General features: G+C 39.7%; 19 protein-coding genes. 10 read left to right on the top strand and 9 right to left on the bottom strand.

The features are described from left to right. Window positions 1–126 precede the first annotated feature (126 nt). Both ACF8D3_RS11930 and ACF8D3_RS11925 read left to right on the top strand, forming a co-directional pair. Window positions 127–1,038 carry a polyprenyl synthetase family protein gene (locus tag ACF8D3_RS11930; RefSeq protein ID WP_004877054.1) on the top strand — a complete coding sequence of 304 codons (912 nt, stop codon included), beginning with the start codon at window positions 127–129 and terminating at the stop codon, window positions 1,036–1,038. Window positions 1,039–1,051: 13 nt separating this feature from the next. Next, complete coding sequence (locus ACF8D3_RS11925) at window positions 1,052–1,342, top strand: DUF3817 domain-containing protein (RefSeq protein WP_392471644.1); 291 nt, start codon at window positions 1,052–1,054, stop codon at window positions 1,340–1,342. Window positions 1,343–1,425: 83 nt separating this feature from the next. On the opposite strand, the gene ACF8D3_RS11920 is transcribed toward ACF8D3_RS11925, so the two are convergent. The 4 genes from ACF8D3_RS11920 to ACF8D3_RS11905 form a co-directional block, all read right to left on the bottom strand. Beyond that, window positions 1,426–2,274, bottom strand: coding sequence for an SPFH domain-containing protein (locus ACF8D3_RS11920; RefSeq protein ID WP_004877049.1), 849 nt, complete (start codon window positions 2,272–2,274; stop codon window positions 1,426–1,428). A gap of 18 nt (window positions 2,275–2,292) precedes the next feature. Next, the gene (locus tag ACF8D3_RS11915; RefSeq protein ID WP_004877046.1) at window positions 2,293–2,754 is read right to left on the bottom strand and encodes an NfeD family protein; all 462 of its coding nucleotides are present in this window, start codon (window positions 2,752–2,754) and stop codon (window positions 2,293–2,295) included. Between the two features lie 99 nt (window positions 2,755–2,853). After that, the gene (locus tag ACF8D3_RS11910; protein ID WP_029424891.1) at window positions 2,854–3,771 is read right to left on the bottom strand and encodes a patatin-like phospholipase family protein; all 918 of its coding nucleotides are present in this window, start codon (window positions 3,769–3,771) and stop codon (window positions 2,854–2,856) included. A 63-nt stretch (window positions 3,772–3,834) separates the two neighbouring features. After that, the gene (locus ACF8D3_RS11905; RefSeq protein ID WP_061392490.1) at window positions 3,835–4,461 is read right to left on the bottom strand and encodes a lysophospholipid acyltransferase family protein; all 627 of its coding nucleotides are present in this window, start codon (window positions 4,459–4,461) and stop codon (window positions 3,835–3,837) included. 145 nt (window positions 4,462–4,606) lie between these two features. Between ACF8D3_RS11905 and ACF8D3_RS11900 the strand changes: the two genes are divergently transcribed. The 5 genes from ACF8D3_RS11900 (at window position 4,607) to ACF8D3_RS11880 (ending at window position 11,318) form a co-directional block, all read left to right on the top strand. Beyond that, window positions 4,607–5,899, top strand: a complete 1,293-nt coding sequence (locus ACF8D3_RS11900; RefSeq protein WP_312104463.1) for an MFS transporter — start codon at window positions 4,607–4,609, stop codon at window positions 5,897–5,899. A 330-nt stretch (window positions 5,900–6,229) separates the two neighbouring features. Beyond that, window positions 6,230–7,336: a porin gene (locus tag ACF8D3_RS11895; protein WP_392471642.1), complete on the top strand. Its 1,107-nt coding sequence runs from the start codon at window positions 6,230–6,232 to the stop codon at window positions 7,334–7,336. Between the two features lie 307 nt (window positions 7,337–7,643). Beyond that, window positions 7,644–9,284 carry a phosphoethanolamine transferase gene (locus tag ACF8D3_RS11890; RefSeq protein ID WP_392471640.1) on the top strand — a complete coding sequence of 547 codons (1,641 nt, stop codon included), beginning with the start codon at window positions 7,644–7,646 and terminating at the stop codon, window positions 9,282–9,284. A gap of 13 nt (window positions 9,285–9,297) precedes the next feature. Further along, entirely contained in the window at window positions 9,298–9,975 is a 678-nt protein-coding gene (locus ACF8D3_RS11885; RefSeq protein WP_004877031.1) for a DNA-binding response regulator PmrA, read from the top strand. A 5-nt stretch (window positions 9,976–9,980) separates the two neighbouring features. Continuing rightward, entirely contained in the window at window positions 9,981–11,318 is a 1,338-nt protein-coding gene (locus tag ACF8D3_RS11880; protein WP_392471639.1) for a sensor histidine kinase, read from the top strand. Between the two features lie 26 nt (window positions 11,319–11,344). Here the strand turns inward: ACF8D3_RS11880 and ACF8D3_RS11875 are convergent, their stop codons facing one another. The 3 genes from ACF8D3_RS11875 to ACF8D3_RS11865 all read right to left on the bottom strand — a co-directional run bounded on the left by ACF8D3_RS11875 (window position 11,345) and on the right by ACF8D3_RS11865 (window position 14,215). After that, entirely contained in the window at window positions 11,345–12,148 is an 804-nt protein-coding gene (locus ACF8D3_RS11875) for a serine/threonine protein kinase (RefSeq protein ID WP_312104453.1), read from the bottom strand. A 46-nt stretch (window positions 12,149–12,194) separates the two neighbouring features. Beyond that, complete coding sequence (locus ACF8D3_RS11870) at window positions 12,195–12,911, bottom strand: phosphatase PAP2 family protein (protein WP_312104450.1); 717 nt, start codon at window positions 12,909–12,911, stop codon at window positions 12,195–12,197. Window positions 12,912–13,027: 116 nt separating this feature from the next. Next, complete coding sequence (locus tag ACF8D3_RS11865; RefSeq protein ID WP_312104447.1) at window positions 13,028–14,215, bottom strand: ammonium transporter; 1,188 nt, start codon at window positions 14,213–14,215, stop codon at window positions 13,028–13,030. A 172-nt stretch (window positions 14,216–14,387) separates the two neighbouring features. On the opposite strand from ACF8D3_RS11865, the gene ACF8D3_RS11860 reads away from it, so the two are divergent. The 3 genes from ACF8D3_RS11860 to ACF8D3_RS11850 all read left to right on the top strand — a co-directional run bounded on the left by ACF8D3_RS11860 (window position 14,388) and on the right by ACF8D3_RS11850 (window position 16,211). Beyond that, the gene (locus ACF8D3_RS11860) at window positions 14,388–14,588 is read left to right on the top strand and encodes a hypothetical protein (RefSeq protein WP_392471637.1); all 201 of its coding nucleotides are present in this window, start codon (window positions 14,388–14,390) and stop codon (window positions 14,586–14,588) included. A gap of 106 nt (window positions 14,589–14,694) precedes the next feature. Further along, complete coding sequence (locus ACF8D3_RS11855) at window positions 14,695–15,711, top strand: molecular chaperone DnaJ (protein WP_312104444.1); 1,017 nt, start codon at window positions 14,695–14,697, stop codon at window positions 15,709–15,711. A gap of 137 nt (window positions 15,712–15,848) precedes the next feature. After that, the gene (locus ACF8D3_RS11850; protein WP_312104441.1) at window positions 15,849–16,211 is read left to right on the top strand and encodes an endonuclease domain-containing protein; all 363 of its coding nucleotides are present in this window, start codon (window positions 15,849–15,851) and stop codon (window positions 16,209–16,211) included. 106 nt (window positions 16,212–16,317) lie between these two features. On the opposite strand, the gene ACF8D3_RS11845 is transcribed toward ACF8D3_RS11850, so the two are convergent. Continuing rightward, a complete protein-coding gene (locus ACF8D3_RS11845; protein ID WP_312104438.1) occupies window positions 16,318–17,139 on the bottom strand; it encodes a hypothetical protein in 822 nt (273 codons plus the stop codon). 164 nt (window positions 17,140–17,303) lie between these two features. Beyond that, entirely contained in the window at window positions 17,304–20,204 is a 2,901-nt protein-coding gene (locus tag ACF8D3_RS11840) for a valine--tRNA ligase (protein WP_392471636.1), read from the bottom strand. Window positions 20,205–20,225: the final 21 nt, after the last annotated feature.

Here is a 20,225-nt window from a genome sequence, read left to right as displayed (position 1 = left end):
AGGAGGTTTTATTATTTTGAATGGATTAAAAATACAAACACAATTTAGTGAGATAAATAGTGTTATGATGTCGCCACTTTGGCAAGTTCTGTCATTTATTCTTCCATTTAAATTCCAGAGGCAATCGTGTCATCTATTTCTCAAGTTAATGCGGATGTTTTAAAACAAGCTCAACAACGTATTCAACAAGATTTATTGACAGCATTGGCTGCATTTTCGATTCCAGAACCCTTAAAAGCCGCAGTACACCACGCGGTAATGTTAGGTGGAAAGCGAATCCGTCCAGCACTGTGTTATGCCGCAGCTGCATTAAAACCAAATCCTCATTTTGCTGCTGCTCGACGTGCTGCGGTTGCAGTTGAATTGATTCATTGTTATTCACTGGCACATGATGATTTGCCTTGTATGGATAATGACTTGCTGCGTCGTGGTCAGCCGACTTGTCACGTTGCTTTTGGCGAAGATACCGCTTTATTGGCGGGTGATATTCTGCAATCCATGGCGTTTGAGATTCTAGGTAGCCGTTTATTCGATGAACAAGGGCAGGGCACTGATCCTGCAATTGTACTAAAGCAGATGCAAATTTTAGCGACAGCCAGTTCAAAAATGGTTTGTGGACAGGTTTTGGATTTACAAGCTGAAGGCAAACAGGTCGATCAAGCCGAACTTGAAAATATCCATCGCAATAAAACAGGTGCATTAATCCAAGCGGCAATTATGATGGGTGCAGTCACGGTTTTCGCTGGAACTGATCAAGCAATTCCAAAGCTACGCCAGTTTGGGCAAAGTATTGGCTTAGCGTTCCAAGTTCAAGATGACATTTTAGATATTACGGCAAGCACCGAAACACTCGGAAAAACTGCGGGTAAAGATGAACAGGTGCAAAAATCTACCTATCCTGCGTTAATGGGATTAGCGCAAGCACAAGCTTATGCGCAAACATTACATGATCAAGCCTTTGAAGCTTTGGCATTCTTTGGTGAAGACGCAAAAGATCTCACTGCAATCTCTCAATTTTTATTGGCACGTCAAAGTTAATTTAAGGCATGTTATGAATATTCAATCTTTACGTATTGTTGGCACACTTGAAGGTATTTCATTTTTACTTTTACTCGGCATCGCAATGCCAATTAAATATATTTGGGGAAATCCAATTTTCGTAAAATATATTGGTATGGGGCATGGTGTTTTGTTTATTTTGTTCCTCGTGATGTTGTTTGTGGTATGTCATCGCATGAAATGGTCTTTATCAGCCTTTAATATGGGGTTGATTGCGGCTGTATTACCATTTGGCCCATTTGTATTTGATCGCAAGATTAAGCAGCTTGCTGATCAGAATTAAATTAAAGCGACCTATTTAAAAATCTAGAGAATAAAAAAGCCATGGAGAACCATGGCTTTTTGCATACAGAACGATAATTAAAATTAACGTCCCATAATTCCGCGAATCGTGTTGAGTACATCGGCAGGGAGTACGACAGTCTTGGCATTGTTTGATTTTGCCATATCTTGCATTGCTTTCACGTATTGTTCACCGAGTAAGTAAGCAACTGGAATTTCTTTATCGCCTACCGCACTTGTAACCATTTCAATGGCACGTTGTGAAGACTCGGCGAGAACAACTTGTGCTTCTGCATCACGACGAGACGCTTCAAGACGACCATCTGCTTCCAGAATCGCTGCTTGTTTTTCACCATCGGCTTTGGTCACAGTCGCACGGCGCTGACGTTCAGCAGCAGCTTGTGCTTCCATCGCAGCCTGCATGGTGTGTGATGGTTGAATATCCTGAATTTCAACTGTTTTAAGGGTAATCCCCCAGTCTGAGATATCATCAGAAATGGCAGCTTTAAGTTTAGCTTTGATGTGATCACGAGATGAAAGTGCATCATCCAAGTCCATTTCACCTACGATAGAACGCAATGAAGTTTGAACAAGGTTTTGAATTGCCCAAGTATAGTTCTCGATCCCGTACACTGCTTTTTCTGGTGTCGTGATATTAATATACGCTACAGCATTGGCAATAATGACGGCATTGTCACGAGTAATCACTTCTTGAGAAGGAATATCTAAAACAATATCTTTGGTTGTGATTTTATAAGCAACTTCATCAATATACGGAATGACAAAGTTAAGACCTGGACGTAAGGTAGTATGGTATTTACCTAAGCGTTGTACAATCCATTTATAACCTTGGGGAACAATACGCACCCCTTTAAAAATAGTTGTACCAATAAAAGCGAAAAGCGCTAATACAACAATAGTACCGACAGACATTGAAAACCCTCTTTGTGTTTATGCGGAGCTATGCGGTTGAACGACTAAATCATTACCCAAAATATCAATAACTTGAACGCGATCCCCAACTTTTACTTCGGCTGTTGAACGGCAGTTCCATTCATCAGAGCCCAAGACAGGCATCGGAAAGCGTACAATAATTTGACCATGATCGAGTCCAGTATGGATGACCATGCCAACTTGTCCAATGGTTGATTCACGAGACAAACCAGCTTTGGTTTTATCGATTGAAAGTGGTTTTATAAACTTAAACCAAAGAATCGTGCATAAAATAGATAAAATTCCCCAAGTAATTACTTGGGTTGTAAATCCCATCATCGGGAAAAGCCACAACAAAATGCAGACCATAACGGCTGCAATGCCAAACCATAAAGCGGCAAAAGCTGGCAAAATTAACTCTGAAAGAATGAGTAAAATCCCTAATACAAACCAGTGCCAAGGCTCAACTACAAATTCCATAGATTTGCTCGTGTGATTAAAGTGAGTAGAGGTGAATAAATATTCACCTCTTGCACTCTATCAGATCATTATCTTTATGAATATACAAAGATTGTTTTTTTAGAATTTTGCTCTTGGGGCAGGCTTAAATGCTGCTGGAGATTTCTTAAAATTAGTAATTGCGCTTTGAATTGCTGTGATTTTTGCTTGCGCAGCTTTCTCACCTTCTAGAATGGCTTCATTACTTGATTTAAGGTCGAGCACACCTAAATGTCCGACTTTAGGTTGAATCACAATCGTCGCTTGGTTGAGTTCTTCATTAATACTTTGTTGTCCCATAATATTAATGGTTTGATCGAGTAATCCCCACATACTCAGTGGTTTGTCACCTGTTGGACGTGCTGAAATATCGACAGCGATTACAATATCAGCGCCCATATCTTTTGCCGTTTTTACAGGAATTGGACTTACTAAGCCGCCATCAACGTATTTAGTGCTGCCAATCACAGTTGGAACAAACACATTTGGGATGCTGCATGATGCTCTAACTGCTTGTCCTGCATTACCTTTGATGAATTCAGCCTTTCTACCATTATCTAATCGGGTTGCGACTGCTGCAAAACGAATTGGAAATTTCTCAATCGGCTTATTGCCAACCTGAGCATTGACATAGTTTTGTAGTTTTTGTCCGAGGATGAAGCCTTGGCTATTCAAAGTAAGATCGCGGATATCCGACTCTTGGAGTTTGAGCGCTAGATTTTGCATTTGATAGGGTGTTTGACCACTTGCATAAATGCTCCCGACAAAGCTACCTGCACTCGTGCCTGTTACAATTTTTGCTTTAATGCCATGAGACTCTAATACTTTGATCACGCCAATGTGAGAGAACCCTTTCGCACCACCACCACCTAAAGCCAATGCAATCACTGGTTCACGTGCTTTTAATGTCGTTGTGGGCGGTATTTTTTTCGTTGCTTGATCACAGCCGAATAAAGCAAGGCTAAGCAGTGCCAAACAAGAAAGTCGAGCAATTTTCATAACATTTGAAGATAAAATAGACAGAGGAGATGGGCACATCAGATCAGATTTGCCCTTAACTTTCTAGTTTTTTTTCACAAGTTTTTGTAATGGTTCAGCCAGCCAATGTGGGTTTTTCGGCGAAAAATGACCTTCATAAAGACTCATAATTTTTTCTAAATCTTGTTGATAATGGCCTGTTGGGGTAAAAGCCCCTAAGCTATAAATCGTTTTATGGTCGTAATCGAAAGAGAACATCACGATTGGAATACCCGCTGCATGAGCAATATGGTAGAAACCACTTTTCATTTTCTCTGCTTTTTTACGTGTTCCTTCAGGTGCCATACCCACCCAAATTCGATCATATTTTTGAATGGTTGCGACAACTTGCTCAGTTAGCCCATTGGTACTGTCACGGTGAACAGGAATCAGTCCAGCCCAGTCTAAAAGTGGTTTGAAAGGTGGTTTAAATAACGTATCTTTGCCTAAAACTGTGATTTTCAACCCTAAGCCACCAATCGCTAGAAAACCATACCATCCATCGATATTTGAGGTGTGTGGTGAAATAATTGCAACTGCTTTAGGTAGGTTGGGAATATCGCCCACAACTTTCCAGCCTTGGCTTAAAAAGATTTTTTTACACAAAGCCCGACTATAATGAGTTCCACGTTGAGGAACTAATGGTGGTAAATCTGGAAAATGTTGTGGCATAAGTAAAGCTAAATAATGACAACTATAATTATCTTAAACGCTGAGGAGATACTCTGCATTGGCAAAAAATGAGAAAATATCGTCAAGATTTTGAGAGGATTAGATACTTTTGAACTTACTAAGCACTTGTCGAGGAAATTGATACATGCCTAATTTACGGCAAGTTTATGTCTTATTATTTTCACTGTATTGGGCTCAAGGTCTACCTGTTGGCTTTATGACACATGCTTTGCCGGTCATTTTGAGAGCGCAAGGTGTTTCACTGGCACATATCGGCGGTTTTGGTTTGTTGATGCTGCCGTGGTCAATCAAAATATTTTGGGCTGCCTATGTTGATCGTTATGCCATACCTTATCCATCCGTTTTCGGCAGGGAAAGAAATGGGAGTGTTAATATTGGGCATTATCGAAGCTGGATTATTCCTACACAGCTTTGCAGTGTTTTGATTTTAATTTTACTTTCATTTTTCCCCATTCATGCTTTGAATCAACCCAGTTACTTGTTGATCTTTTTTGTTCTATTGCTACTGAGCAATTTAACAGGCGCAACGCAAGATATTGCAACAGATGGTTTGGCAGTTAATTTACTTAAAACTGATCAACAACATTGGGGCAATACCTTCCAAGTGATTGGTTCAAGACTTGGCTTTATTGTCGGTGGTGGTGCTGTGTTATGGAGTCTGGACTGGTTGCAATGGCAGGCAACTTTTCTATTACTGGCTGCGATTGTCTTTTTAAATACATTAGCGATCTTATTTTATAAAGAGCCTGTTCATCCTAAAGCTTCTACTGATATTGCAAAAATACAGACATCACTACTTCAGGCCGTTCGACAATATCTTGCTTACTTTAGTTCATCTGTAGAGTTAAAAGCTTGGTTAATGGTATTAATCAGCTTCAAAATCGCTGATGGGCTTGCAGGGCCACTTTTAAAACCGTTAATGGTCGATATGGGGCTAAGTTTTTCGCAAATCGGAATTTACATTACCATGCTTGGTGCAATCGCAGCATTGATTGGTGCAGGTATAGCAGGACTATTGCTTAGATATTTTTCTAGATCATCGGCTTTGATTTTATTTTCAATATCAAAAATATTCAGCCTTATCGCTTACGGTTATCTTGCTTATGCGTTTGAGCATCACTCTTCGATTGCGCCGATATGGTTGTATGCCGTCAATGCATTTGAAGATGCGTGTTCGGCAATGCTTTTGGTCGTGATGCTGACTTTAGTGATGCAATATAGCCGTAAAAACTTTGCTGGTACAGACTTTACCTTTCAGGTTTCGGTGATGGCGACGATCAGTGGTTTGCTGTATTTAATGAGTGGGATAATAGGGGATTGGCTAGGGTACACTCGTTATTTAACTGTGATTTGTATGATTGCAGTGATTTGCTTATGGCCGATTTATTACTGGTTGAAAAAGGCAAGACAACATTAGATATTTATTACAAAATTAATTTTTTGTTATTGTAAGTTGAAATATTGAATGGGCGTGTACAAGGATAAAAAGAGATGAACACTCTATTTCAATAAAATCAAAAAAATGCCTACCAAGATTTGAATCGCCTTAAATTAAAGAATTAGTTGTTTTTATAAGATATTGATAATAAATAATATTGTTGAATATTTTTTATTTTTAACGATAAGTGATCATCGTGTATAAAAATTAAACTTTAGTCGAAAATAGAATAAATAAATAAGATTTTAATTGTTTTGTCATATAAAGTTAATGTGTAGGATTTGTTACAAATTAACTAGGATGTCAACAATGAAAATCAAAATTGTAACAGCAGCAGTGCTCAGTTTACTTGCAACATCAACTTTTGCAGCGCCAACAATCTACGGTGAGATTGATGCTAGCGTTGACTATTTACCAGAAAAAAATGCAACTAAATCGAATAAAGATGTTTGGGAAATTAGTTCAAACAGTTCGTTTATCGGCGTAAAGGGTGATGAAAAACTGACTGACCGTTTAAGTGCTGTATATGCTGCTGAATGGGGGTTTAGTGCTGATGGTGATAGTAGTGACTGGACTCAACGTAACCGTTATGTAGGTTTAAAAGACAGTCAATTGGGTACTGTTAAAATCGGTAAGCATGATACGCCGTTGAAACAATTATCAAGTGTAGTAGATACCTTCAATAACTATGTCGCAAATAAAGCGGATGTAACAGGGATTTTCACAGGCGAAAACCGTATTGATAATGTGGTGGTATATGAATCACCAGCAGTGAAACTTTTAGACGGTGGTTTCAAATTCAACGCATTACTTGCAACAGGCGAATCTTCTGGGATTAAAAAATCCAGTGGTGGTGCTAAAGTTTCTGGTCGTGGTTTAGGTGATGCATGGTCAGCTTCTGTTGTATATGAAAACCCAATGGTTGTTGCAGCTTTAGCCTATGACAAAGCAATTCCAAGTAATTTCTTAGGACGTGGCATGTTAAATGCCGCTGAACCTGATATTGATGTTGGATCTTTATTTGCAGCAGCCAATACTGTTCGTGCCATTGGTCGTGTGAATCCAATTGATGGTTTGGCGTTAAAAGCAATGTACCAAACATCAGAAGTAGAAGCTGTTGCTGGAAATGATGCGGGTTCTGAGAATATTGATGATGCACAAGGTTGGTTAATCGGCGCTGAATATAATATTCCTCAAGCGAAAAACTGGACGGTAAAAGGTCAGTACAGCCAAAATGATACGAGCTTTAAAGATAACTCATCCGATTTTAAAGCGAAGCAAATTATCGCTGGTGCAGACTATGCTTTTAACAAACAAGTTAAAACTTATGGTTATGCGGGTTATTTGACACTTGAACAAGCAAGTAAGAAAGACAAGCAACCTGTTGCAGGTTTAGGTTTAGAGTTCAAGTTCTAATACTTTAGCTTAAAACAACACCCTTAAGCGCTGCTTATAGGGTGTTTTTTTATTTCAATTTTTCTTCATTACACTATAATCGCCTTATCCACTGGATGGCTTGTTAACAATAAAATAATACGATGTTTGGAATGATCGGGTATAAGGAAATTATTGTTTTCATATAAATAATTTTTAGCGTCATGATACGAGTTTTAGCGTTCAATCAGCAGTATTGTGAAACATCAAGTATTTAGTTTAAGTCATTTTTAAGTTTCAATTTTTATCTTAGCGAAGCTAAGAATTTTCTTTTTAGATTGTGATGATTATGCTGCTACAAAAACTCAAGATCAGGCCGATTTCACTGCTTACTTTTAACTTATTGCTCGCAATTTGGTTAGGGGTTTTCCTGAATATCGCTTTTTATGAAAAGCTTCAATCCCTTACTCCTTATACAGGCATCAAAGCAGGTCTATTTGTTGCGGCTTCGGTTTTGGTTGTTGTTGCACTGTATAACTTTATTTTTCAGTTATTCAACTGGAAGTGGACGGCTAAGCCAATTGCAATTGCACTCGTTTTTATTGGTGGATTTGCTTCATATGCAGTGAGCACTTTAGGTGTCTTGATTACTTCTGATCAAGTGCAAAATCTGATGCAAACAGATATGGCAGAGGCACGTGATACTTGGTCTTGGCATTTGGTTGTCTGGACTTTAGGGATGACGGTTTTACCGATCATTGCGATCTTAATGGTAAAACTAAAATCTGAACCTATCGTTGGTCAGTTGCTTAAGAAAGTAATTGCTTCTGTTGTTTCTTTAGCAATGGTAGGTGGTCTACTTTTTGTTTTTTATGTTGATTTTGCAGCAATCTTCCGTGAAAACCGTGATTTGAAAGGTATGATCTCACCACAAAATATGATTGCATCTTTTGCATCTTATTATAAAAAGAAAGCACCTAAAGAAAACTTACCGCTCGTAACCTATGGTGAAGATGCAACGATGCAAAAAACTGATGCATCCAAGTTGCCTAAATTAATGGTTCTAGTCGTTGGTGAAACTGCGCGTGCAGAAAATTTCTCTTTAAATGGCTATAGCAAGAACACCAACCCTAAATTATCGAAACAAGACATTATCAATTTTTCTCAAGTGAGTTCATGTGGAACGGCAACGGCAGTTTCGGTGCCGTGTATGTTCTCAGGTATGCCACGCGAAGATTATGATGAAAGTCTAGCAAATCATCGCGAAGGATTGCTAGATATTGCGAAGCGAGCTGGGTATCAAGTGACATGGATTGATAACAATTCTGGTTGTAAAGGAACGTGTGACCGTGTTGAAGAGTTCAAAATTCCAGAACCAATTCAAAAGAAATGGTGTAAAGATGAAGAATGTTTTGATGATATTTTAATTGATAGTTTCAAAGCATACATAGCGACGATTCCGAAGGATGATACACGTCCGCATTTAGTGGTATTACATCAGATGGGAAGTCATGGGCCTGCATATTACAAACGAGTTCCACCGCAATATAAAGTCTTTAAACCAACGTGTGATACCAATGCGATTCAAGGTTGTTCTCGTGATGAATTATTAAATAGTTACGACAATACTTTGCTCTACACAGATTATGTTTTAGATTCTTTAATTGAAACGCTAAAGACAGCAACCCAATATGAAACAGGTTTGTGGTATTTGTCTGATCACGGTGAGTCGACGGGTGAAAGTGGCATGTATTTACATGGCGCGCCTTACGCAATTGCACCATCTCAGCAAACACATGTGCCGATGTTAATGTGGTTCTCTGATACGTGGAAACAACAGGCGCAGAAACAAATGAGTTGTTTGTCGCAACAACGTCAAAAGGAATTAAGCCAAGATAACTTATTCCCAACGATGTTGAGTTTGTTAGACGTAAAAACCAAAGTAATTGACCCTAAAAATGACATGTTAGCTACATGCTCAAATCCATAAGTGAGATGAAATCATGACCAAAATCTTGATGATCGAAGATGATTTTATGATTGCAGAGTCGACATTGACGTTATTGCGATATCATCAATTTGACGTGGAGTGGGTGAATAACGGTGTAGATGGATTGACGCTTTTATCAAAGCAAGATTTTGATTTGGTGTTACTCGATCTTGGTTTGCCATTGATGGATGGTATGCAGATTTTGCGTCAAATTCGTCAACGTAGCGCATTGCCTGTGTTGATTATTTCGGCGCGAGACCAACTGCAAAATCGTGTTGAAGGTTTAAATCAGGGAGCAGATGACTATTTGATTAAACCTTATGAATTTGATGAATTACTCGCACGTATCAATGCATTGTTACGCCGTGGCAATACAGCAATGACGCAGTTAAAAAATAATTCACAACTGTTAAAAAGTGGCGATTTAGTCTTGGATGTAGAACAGCATTTAGCAACTTTTAAAGGTCAGCAAATCGAGTTGTCAAATCGTGAGTGGGCGATTCTTATTCCAATGGTAACGCATCCGAATAAGATTTTTTCCAAAGCAAATCTTGAAGATAAGTTGTATGATTTTGATAGTGAAGTCACGAGTAATACAATCGAAGTGTATGTCCACCATTTGCGTGCAAAATTAGGTAAAGACTTCATTCGTACGATTCGTGGATTAGGCTATCGACTGGGACAACCCTAAGACTTATGAAAACACCCAAGCAATATTCGCTAAAAAAACGGCTCATTTGGGGCACATCAATCTTTAGTTTATTGCTTGGATGCTTATTGATTTTTACTGCTTATAAAATTGCCTTGCATGAAGTAGATGAAATTCTTGATACGCAAATGCAATATATGGCAGAACGTTCAACAACTCAGCCTCTAACGCCCGTTGCAAGTAAGGTTGAGTTGCATCGCACCTATCATGAAGAAGACCTACTTGTCGATATCTGGGCGTACAAGGATCAAAGCCATTTATGGCATCAAACCCATTTGCTGATCCCACCTGTACAACAGGCAGGTTTCTATACTCAAGAAACACCACAAGGCAAATGGCGCGTTTATGTTATTCCGCTAAAAGATTATCAAATTCAAGTCAGTCAACAGGAGCAAGTCCGTAAAAGCTTCGCATGGGAACTTGCTGGGAGTATGTTTATTCCTTATGTGTTGCTACTACCATTTGCGATCATTATATTGGCTTTTATTATTAGCCTGAGTCTCAAACCTCTAGATGATTTTAAAGCTGAATTACAGCAACGTGATTCGGATGGTCTAGCACCGATTGATAGTCAGGAATATCCTAAAGAACTTATCCCAACCATTGAGGAAATGAACCATCTATTCGAGCGAATTCAACATGCTCAGGCGGAACAAAAGCAGTTTATTGCAGATGCAGCACATGAACTTCGTACGCCAGTAACTGCATTGAATCTACAGACTAAGATTTTGATGAGTCAGTTCCCAGAACATGAGTCCTTAAAGAATCTAAGTAAGGGACTGGCACGTATTCAGCATTTGGTCACTCAACTCTTGGCTTTGGCAAAACAAGATGTCGGTTTGATGTTGATCGAGCCGAATACGCTATTCCGTTTGAATGATGTTGCTTTGAACTGTGTTGAGCAACTGGTCAATCTTGCTATGCAGAAAGAAATTGATCTTGGCTTTGAACGAAATGATGTGATTGAGATGCAAAGTCTTGAGTCGACGGTGCATTCAATCATTTTCAATCTGATTGATAATGCAATCAAATACACGCCAAGTCAGGGCATCATTAACATCTCAGTTTATAATGAGAATGAGGATTATGCTTGTATTCAAATTGAAGACAGTGGTTCAGGAATTGCCCCAGAAAACTATGACAAAGTTTTAAAGCGCTTTTACCGTGTTCATCATCATCTTGAAGTGGGCAGTGGTTTAGGGCTTTCTATTGTTGATAAAGCGACTCAGCGACTCGGTGGAACGTTGCAATTGGGACGTAGTATTGATTTGGGCGGATTGTTAGTGACGGTTCGCTTGCCTAAAAAGCTTGAGCGTCACGGATAAGCTGCTAGCAAGTTAATATGTGATCATCATTTAACTTCGCCATGTTCTCTTAAATAGCGTAAAAACAGCACGCATTTTTGGATGCGTTTGCCATCATTGCCAACACGACTGACATTTAAACGTAAAACCCAATTTAAGCGCTTACCCACTTTGCAAATGTCTTTATAGACTTGCGGCTCTGCGAGTAATGCTTGATATAGAATTTGACTGGCTTCAGAAAGCTGTTCAAACTCGAAGTGATAAGCAGTAGAGAAAATATACAACAACCAATCACGAACATAGCAATCATGTAGGCTTAGCACAGATGCTGGATCTGTTTCAAAATCAATAAAACTAAAATGAGTATCTTTGTCTACCAGAATGTTGCGAGCAAAAGCTTCACTTAAATATCCGCCTTGCAAATGTACATGCTGGATCGCTTGAATCGCTTGAGTAAACAAGCTTAACTTGGCTGCAATATCATCTTTGCAACGTGCTAAGGATTGGTCTAATTGCTTTACCTTACTTTGACGTTGCGAACCAAGATCTTCTAAGAGTATGCCTTTTTTGGAAAGCGCTAGAACATTTGGGGTTGATACTCCCAATGCTTTGAGCTGTTGGATACGATTGTATTCACATTGAATCGCTGCCGAACCACCTTGATTCGGAACAGGCATGATTGCACCCAAGTTAAAAATTTTGGCCAACCATTTTAGAGGCGTGTATAACCACAAACCATGACGTTCAGACGCTTTCTTTAACCACACTTTACCAGAGTCTAAGGTGTACGCTTTAATTGATTCTTGTTGAGTAACTAAAGCGGTTTCTAGAAATTCTTGAAAGTCATCCATTCGCAACAAACTATACCTAAGTGATTATTACCGTTCCATTAGGAGGTCACTTTACCACATCAAGCTTAGATTGAGGTATGGAAATGGTCGTACTATTTGCAAGATGGCGTTTGTAGGTGATTGCATAAACAACAAAGTTAATTGCAAGGCAGATCCACCCCGTCCAAAGGTTATGACTTAAGAAATGCGCGCCACGCATCATTTGTGCCCAACCCATTGCAAAGCCTAAAATGACACTCGCAAATAAGTAAAACCATGCACGACCTTTTTGATCGAGTCGATAAACAAAATAGCCTGTAATGAGTGCAAAGCCAGTACTTGCATGTCCACCTGGGAAACAATGACCTGCGGTAGCTGAAAAATCCCATACAAATCCTGTCGCAGTTTCATGTGTCATTGCCCAAGGGCAAGCATGTGCTGAATGAGCTTTTATAAAGCCAACGATACAAGTACATAGCATGCTGACCCAAAACATATAGCCATATTGCCAACGTTTCGCTTTGAATTTTTCGACTTTAAAAGACAGTGCCCATAAAATAAAAAAGGTCACATACACAACGGTAATGATCTGTTTTACATAGCTATGATTTAGCTTTGCTAGATACCAATCACCTTTGAGCGCAAAGTCTCCAAACGTACCGACCCACGGTTGGATGAGATATAAGTCAATTGATCCACCCACAGGAAAAACCCAGAGTAAAATGAAAAAACTAATTAGCAGAAGAAAACTCATCTGTATAAAAAAAGGTGTTTTCAGGTGCATAGGCGGCACAATTCAAATGAAGACAATATATTTTTTATTAAACTGTTCTAATCTTAAGCAACTCTTAAATAAGCATAAAAAAAGCGGCTTTTTAGCCGCTTTAACTTACTGAAAAATTAGAACATCGACTCTTCGGAGTTGGCTGAAATTTTATGAATGGAAAGGTCAGCACCACGATATTCATCCTCTTGAGAAAGACGGATACCTAAAGTTGCTTTCAAGATGCCATATACCACAAAGCCACCTACAAGTGCAATCGCAATTCCTAAACCTGTACCTATGATTTGAGACATAAGCGAAACCCCACCTAAACCTCCAAGCATTTTTTGACCAAAAATACCCGCAGCGATACCACCAAATGCACCACATACGCCATGTAATGGCCATACACCAAGTACATCATCCACTTTTAATTTATTTTGTGTATAAGTGAATAGGTAAACAAATAGTGCACCCGCAACGCCACCAATCAATAATGCACCAATTGGATGCACAATGTCTGAGCCTGCGCAGATTGCAACTAAGCCAGCCAATGGGCCATTGTGTAAGAAACCAGGGTCATTTTTGCCCATAAAATTCGCTGCTAAAGTACCGCCAACCATTGCCATTAAAGAGTTGATTGCCACCAATCCAGAAATCGCTTCAACACGTTGCGCACTCATCACATTAAAGCCAAACCAACCTACGATCAAAATCCATGAACCTAAAGCGAGAAATGGAATTGATGAGGGTGGATGCGCACTGACGCGACCATCTTTCTTATAACGACCATGACGAGCACCGAGTAAAATCACGGCTGCTAAAGCAATCCATCCACCCATTGCATGTACAACGACAGAGCCAGCAAAGTCATGGAAACTTGCGCCGAATGTACTTTCTAACCATGTTTGTACACCATAGTTACCGTTCCAGATCATGCCTTCATAGAATGGATAAATCAGTGCAACTAACAGCAAGGTTGCGATGGCTTGTGGGCGCATTTTCGCGCGTTCAGCAATACCTCCCGAAACAATAGCAGGGATCGCAGCAGCAAATGTCAGTAAGAAGAAGCAGCGCATCAAGTTATAGCCATGATCTTCTGCAAGGACAGCCCCCATATGGAAAAAGTTTTGTCCATATGCAATCCAATACCCCACAAAGAAGTATGCAATTGCTGAAATCGCAAAGTCTGTGAGGATTTTACTGAGAGCATTGACTTGGTTTTTATGGCGTACTGTGCCAAGTTCCAAGAATGCAAAGCCAGCATGCATTGCCAATACAAGTACTGCACCGAGCAGTAAGAAAAATAAATCTACGTTTTGCATAGTGGCGCTCAAAAAAAGTGCTAAATCTGGTTTTGGTGTAAATGTTTGATTCGTTTTTTGCACCAAAATAGATTTAGTAAATCTAAAAACTCAAGTTATACGAGTACAACTCAATTTAATGGAAATTATTATGCAAAAAACGCACCAATTTAGAATTTAGTTATGGGTTTTGGTGAAAAGTGGTGCATTTTTCTTAAAAATAGCACAGCTTTATGGATATTGTAGAGCTAAAAAAGAAAACGGTCGATATCCTAGCCTGAACCATAATAAGAATGCCATTCGCCGTGCAGACCAATGTTTATATCGAGCGAAACAGCAGGGGCGTAATCGGGTAATTTCTTTAATTACAGATGCTACGGATTGTCTTGCTTAGTTGCTCCTTTGCTTTTTCAGGTCGATTTGCTTAACTGTTAAAAGGACAGAGCGCTACTTTTAGCCTTTGATTATTGCTACACTTTTTCTTTTCAGGTGGATGAGTGATGTCCTTCGATCTTAAAGTCACCTTACAGCAAAGGGCAGAACAGTCACCACAGCAGAGAAAACTCAATCGTCTGATTGATAAAATTGAACAGCAAAAAATCAGCCTTGCTATATGGCAAAATGCCCAAGACGAAATTCAACAACACACACGACAAAAACTCCTTCCTATCTATAACGAACTGCATGGTGTTCTGTTTCAGCAGTTAGAACAACTTTGGAATATGTTACACAATTACGAGTTTTCCAAAGCCGATATGCAGCAACTGGATGAAAGCATTGCTCAGCGTGCGCGCATGCTCAAGCATTCCAAAATGCTTTCCAACGAACAGCTACAACTTGTCGATCAGATTGATACTTTTTATCAGCAACATGCTCAGCAGTCCGCCAAGAAAAGCAAAAAAGTGCAGCAAGTAAAAGTCGATCAGCCTGAACGTGATGAGCAAATAACATCGTATGAAGATGACTTTGAACAACATGCAGCCGAGCAGCAACAGGCGCGTGAACAAGCCAAACAGCAAAGACAGCAACAAAAGCGAGAACAAGCGGAGCAGATGGCAGCCCAGTCACTGAAAACGGTGTATTTAAAAATTGCTGCGATGATTCACCCAGACCGTGAACAAGATGAGAGTAAGAAAGAAGAAAAAACAGAGTTATTTCAACAAGCCAGTCAGGCGTATGAACAGCAGGATTTATTTTATTTGCTGAAACTTCAGTTACAGCTTGAACAGAACAAGGGCGTTGGGGCGAAAGAATTATCTGCGGAGCAAGTGAAGTTTTATAAACTGGCTTTGGATGCGCAAAGTCAGCAGCTTGAGAGTCAAATTGAAGAGATTTTAGATTCTTTTCAGTTGGCGAAAAAGGTGAAAGCGGAGCATGTGCATATTGGTGATGTGTATAAAGCGATAGATGCAGACTGTGCTGAGTTAAAGCAGCAGTTGAAGTGGGAAAAGGAACATTTAAAGCATATGAAAAAGGTGAGTGGGGTGGAGATGTTGTTGGAGCATGGGGTGCTTTGATTTTCCCTCACCCCCTTGCGGAACGGTGTTCCTCATCCCATACGGAGAGGGAGTAGCAATTGATTTTATGGTGGTGTGTAATTAGATGAGATTCCCTCTCCTTTAAGGAGAGGGCTAGGGAGGGGTAATAATAAAAAATGAAACTAGACCCGCAATTATTAGAATTCGCCAAAACTATGCGAAGCAATGCCACAGATGCAGAAAATCTGATGTGGCAACTACTTCGTGCCAAGCGTTTTATGAATCTGAAATTCCGCAGGCAGCATGTGATTGCGCCTTATATTGTGGATTTTTACTGTCACGAAATTGGTTTGATTGAGTTGGATGGTAGTCAGCACAATACCGAAGATGGTCGAGCTTATGATGCTGAACGTACCGCGCTTTTAGAAACTTTAGATCTGAGGGTGGTGTGGTATTGGAATCATAATGTGTTGAATTGGACGGATCTATTGTTGGAGGATTTTTTGCAAAGATATCATGAGCTGAAAGGTAAGATATAATGAAATATCCTTCTCCCTAAGGGGAGAAGGTAGAGGTATTTTAAAATCAAAGCACCTATCATTAAAGTATTTTAATAAAATTTTAGTATTAAATATTAACTTGAACTTAAAGATATTCATAATAGGCAACTAGATCAGATGCAAATTTTTTTTTAGTGGAAATTTTTCTATATTGTCCCAAATCTTTTTGAAAATCACGACTAAAATATTGGATTTGCAAATTATTAAAAGGAAATGTTTTCTTTTTTTCTATCTTCCATAGGTGATAAAAAAGAATAAGTTGATATTGTCCGATATGATTTTTTAGTAAATATTCATCAATTGTTTCTACAATTTTGAAAATAAGAATTTGATATTTTATAAGTCTTTCAAAAGTCATTCTTGGTAATGCATAATTGTTTACAACTTCATAATTTTCTGTATCTTTTATACTTCGCCCAAAAGCATGCGCAACGTTGTTTCTAGTATTTCGGATACGTTCAAGATGCTTCAAATTATTTCTAATAATTGGAAAGTTAGTATTAAATATCTTTTCTAAATTATTAATTCTGCTTAGCCATGTACCTTTAACACATCCTGTTACATATTCATTATGATCAATTTTATGCTTTTTATGTTTTTTTAAAAGCATTCCATCAACGGATTTAGATGCTCCAATAATTGTACCTGGATCTGAATCTAATGATATTTTAATAATTGAAGATAAATAAATTTCAAGATTTGATGTTAAAGATACCAAGGCATTTAAATAGGTCCATGTGCTGAATTCATTATGCGTATTCGACCAATCTCCAAGAGTTTTAAATGTCCCAACGTGTCTATGATCTTTGAAATTAAAATAATCATCAGCTTTAAGAGAAAAATTTGCACCACTTGCTGTCAAAGTTTTATAGGTATAGCTTTGGGAGGCATTAAATGAAATTAACATAGTAGTCAGTTCTTTATTATATTGTCTAAATATTTCAAATTGCCAACTACGATGTTCTTGACTGACCCATCTTTCGAATTTGGTATAACTTCTCATAATGTAAAATAATAAAGGGCTGAATAATCAGCCCTTTATACTACAAATTAGATCAAATTATCAACACATCAAAGCGCAGCAATCTGCTCCATATTCGCTTTAATCTTCGCTAACTGATCAGCAAACTCAGCCAACTTCGCTTTTTCACCTTCAACCACAGCTGCAGGTGCTTTTGCCACAAAACCTTCATTGCCCAGTTTAGTCGCAATTTGGTCATGCTGCTTTTGCACTTTGTCCAAGTCTTTTTGTAGGCGACCGAGTTCCGCTTTCGGGTCAATTAAACCTTTCATAGGAACAAATACAGATACGTGACCCACAACAGAAGAAGAAGACAATGGTGGTTGTTCAGCATCCGCCAAAAACGTAATGCTTTCCACTTTTGCCAAAGCCTTAAACAACGCTTCAATGCGGGTGATCTGTGCTTTTTCAGCATCAGTGGTGTTTTGAAGTAAAACTGGTAATAAACGTGCATTACCCAATCCCATTTCACCACGGATGTTACGCACTGCACCAATCAAGCCTTGTAACCACTGCATGTCCGCTTCAGCTTGCTCATTAATTTTCTCTTGAGCAGGCACAGGGTATGCCGCAGTCATAATAGTTTCGCCTTGAATACCGAGCATTGGCGCAAGCGTTTGCCAAATTTCTTCAGTTAAGTACGGCATAATTGGGTGAGCCAAACGTAAAGATGCTTCCATCACCGCCAACAACACACGACGAACTTCCGCTTTGCGCTCTTCAGACACCTCTGCATCGTTTAATACTGGCTTAGTCAATTCGACATACCAGTCGCAGTATTCATTCCAGATGAAGTCATAAATCGCTTGTGCAGCCAAGTCTAAACGATAAGTTGCAAAGGCTTGTTGAACTGCAGTTTCCGCTTTTTGTAAACGGCTGATAATCCACTGTTCAGGCAATTCCCAAAGATCAGGACGCGCAGTTTGACCAACGGTTTGACCTTCAACATTCATCAACACGAAACGAGTCGCGTTCCAAATCTTGTTACAGAAGTTACGGTAACCTTCAACACGTTTCATGTCGAACTTGATGTCACGACCTGTGTTGGCAAGCGCACAGAACGTGAAACGCACAGCATCTGTACCGTAAGCTTGAATACCTTCTGGGAATTCTTTACGGGTTGATTTTTCAATCTTCGCTGCTTGTTTCGGGTTCATCAAACCAGTGGTACGTTTTTGTACCAAGGTTTCAAGGTCTACACCGTCAATCAAGTCGAGTGGGTCAAGTACGTTACCTTTCGACTTAGACATCTTCTGACCTTCGCCATCACGTACTAAACCATGTACATACACCGTTTTGAACGGAACTTGTGGCGTACCATCTTCATTCTTCATGAAGTGCATGGTCATCATGATCATGCGTGCAACCCAGAAGAAGATAATGTCAAAACCTGTCACCAACACATCAGTCGGGTGGAAGGTATTGAGGAAATAATTTTCCGCATCTTTAGCTTTGTCGCCAGTCCAACCTAATGTTGAGAACGTCCACAGTGCAGAAGAGAACCATGTATCCAATACGTCTTCATCTTGGTTCAATGCAACATCAGCAGGGATGTTGTTGTTGGCACGTACTTCTGCTTCGTCACGACCAACGAAGACATTACCTTCAGCATCGTACCAAGCTGGAATACGGTGACCCCACCAAAGCTGACGTGAAATACACCAGTCTTGAATGTTGTTCATCCATGCCATGTACATGTTGCTGTACTGCTCAGGTACAAATTTGATGTCACCATCTTTTACCGCTTTAATAGCTGGCTCAGCAAGTGGTGCAATTTTCACATACCATTGGTCAGTCAATAATGGCTCAACGATCACACCTGAACGGTCACCACGCGGTGGCTTCAAGGTATAGGGTTGAATTTGATCTAACCAGCCTTCCGCTTCAGCTTGTTCAACCAGTTTTTTACGTGCCGCAAAACGCTCTAAACCAATATAGTCTGATGGCGCAGCGATGATTTTAGAAATTTGCTCGCCCGCTTTGGCAATGTATTCAAACTCAGCCAACACTTCCGCATTTTTGTTGAAGATGTTGATGATTGGCAATTCGCAGCGTTTGCCCACTTCGTAGTCGTTGAAGTCGTGCGCAGGGGTGATTTTTACACAGCCTGTCCCGAATTCTTTATCAACATATTCATCTTTAACGATTGGAACAGCGCGACCTGTAATCGGCAGAATGATGTTCTGACCGACAAGATGCGTATAGCGCTCATCATCTAGTGCGACTGCAACCGCTGTATCACCGAGTAATGTTTCTGGACGTGTAGTTGCCACCACGATGTGATCTTTACCATCGTGCGTGCGCAGTGATTTGTCTTCAAAGAAGTATTTGAAGTGCCACAGTGAACCGGCTTCTTCTTTATCTGATTCAACTTCAAGGTCTGAAAGCGCCGTTTGCAGTTTCGGGTCCCAGTTAACCAGGCGTTTACCACGGTAAATCAAACCATCTTCATGCAGTTTAACAAAGACTTCTTTCACCGCATTGGATAAACCTTCATCCATAGTAAAGCGTTCACGAGACCAGTCTACAGAAGAGCCTAAGCGACGGATTTGACGAGTAATCGTACCGCCAGATTGTTCTTTCCATTCCCAGATTTTTTCAATGAACTTTTCACGCCCCATGTCATGACGGCTAATATTTTGTGCACCAAGCTGACGCTCTACAACCATCTGAGTTGCAATACCTGCGTGGTCTGTACCCGGTTGCCATAAGGTATTTTTGCCAGACATACGGTTATAGCGGGTGAGAGCATCCATGATGGCATTGTTAAAACCATGCCCCATGTGCAAACTACCCGTGACGTTTGGCGGTGGAATCATAATACAAAATGAATCACCTTGACCTGATGGCTTAAAGTAGCCTTTGTCTTCCCAGATTTGATACCACTTTTTTTCGATCTCAGTTGGATCGTAGGTTGTTGCAATATTTTGAGCAGATTGAGCGTCGGTCATAATACAGAAGATTAAAAATGA

The organism is Acinetobacter sp. YQ_14 (assembly GCF_043102985.1).
Classification (GTDB): Bacteria; Pseudomonadota; Gammaproteobacteria; order Pseudomonadales; family Moraxellaceae; genus Acinetobacter; species Acinetobacter venetianus.
Note: the sequence above shows the minus strand (reverse complement) of the source record. Positions and strands in the feature narration are given on the sequence as shown.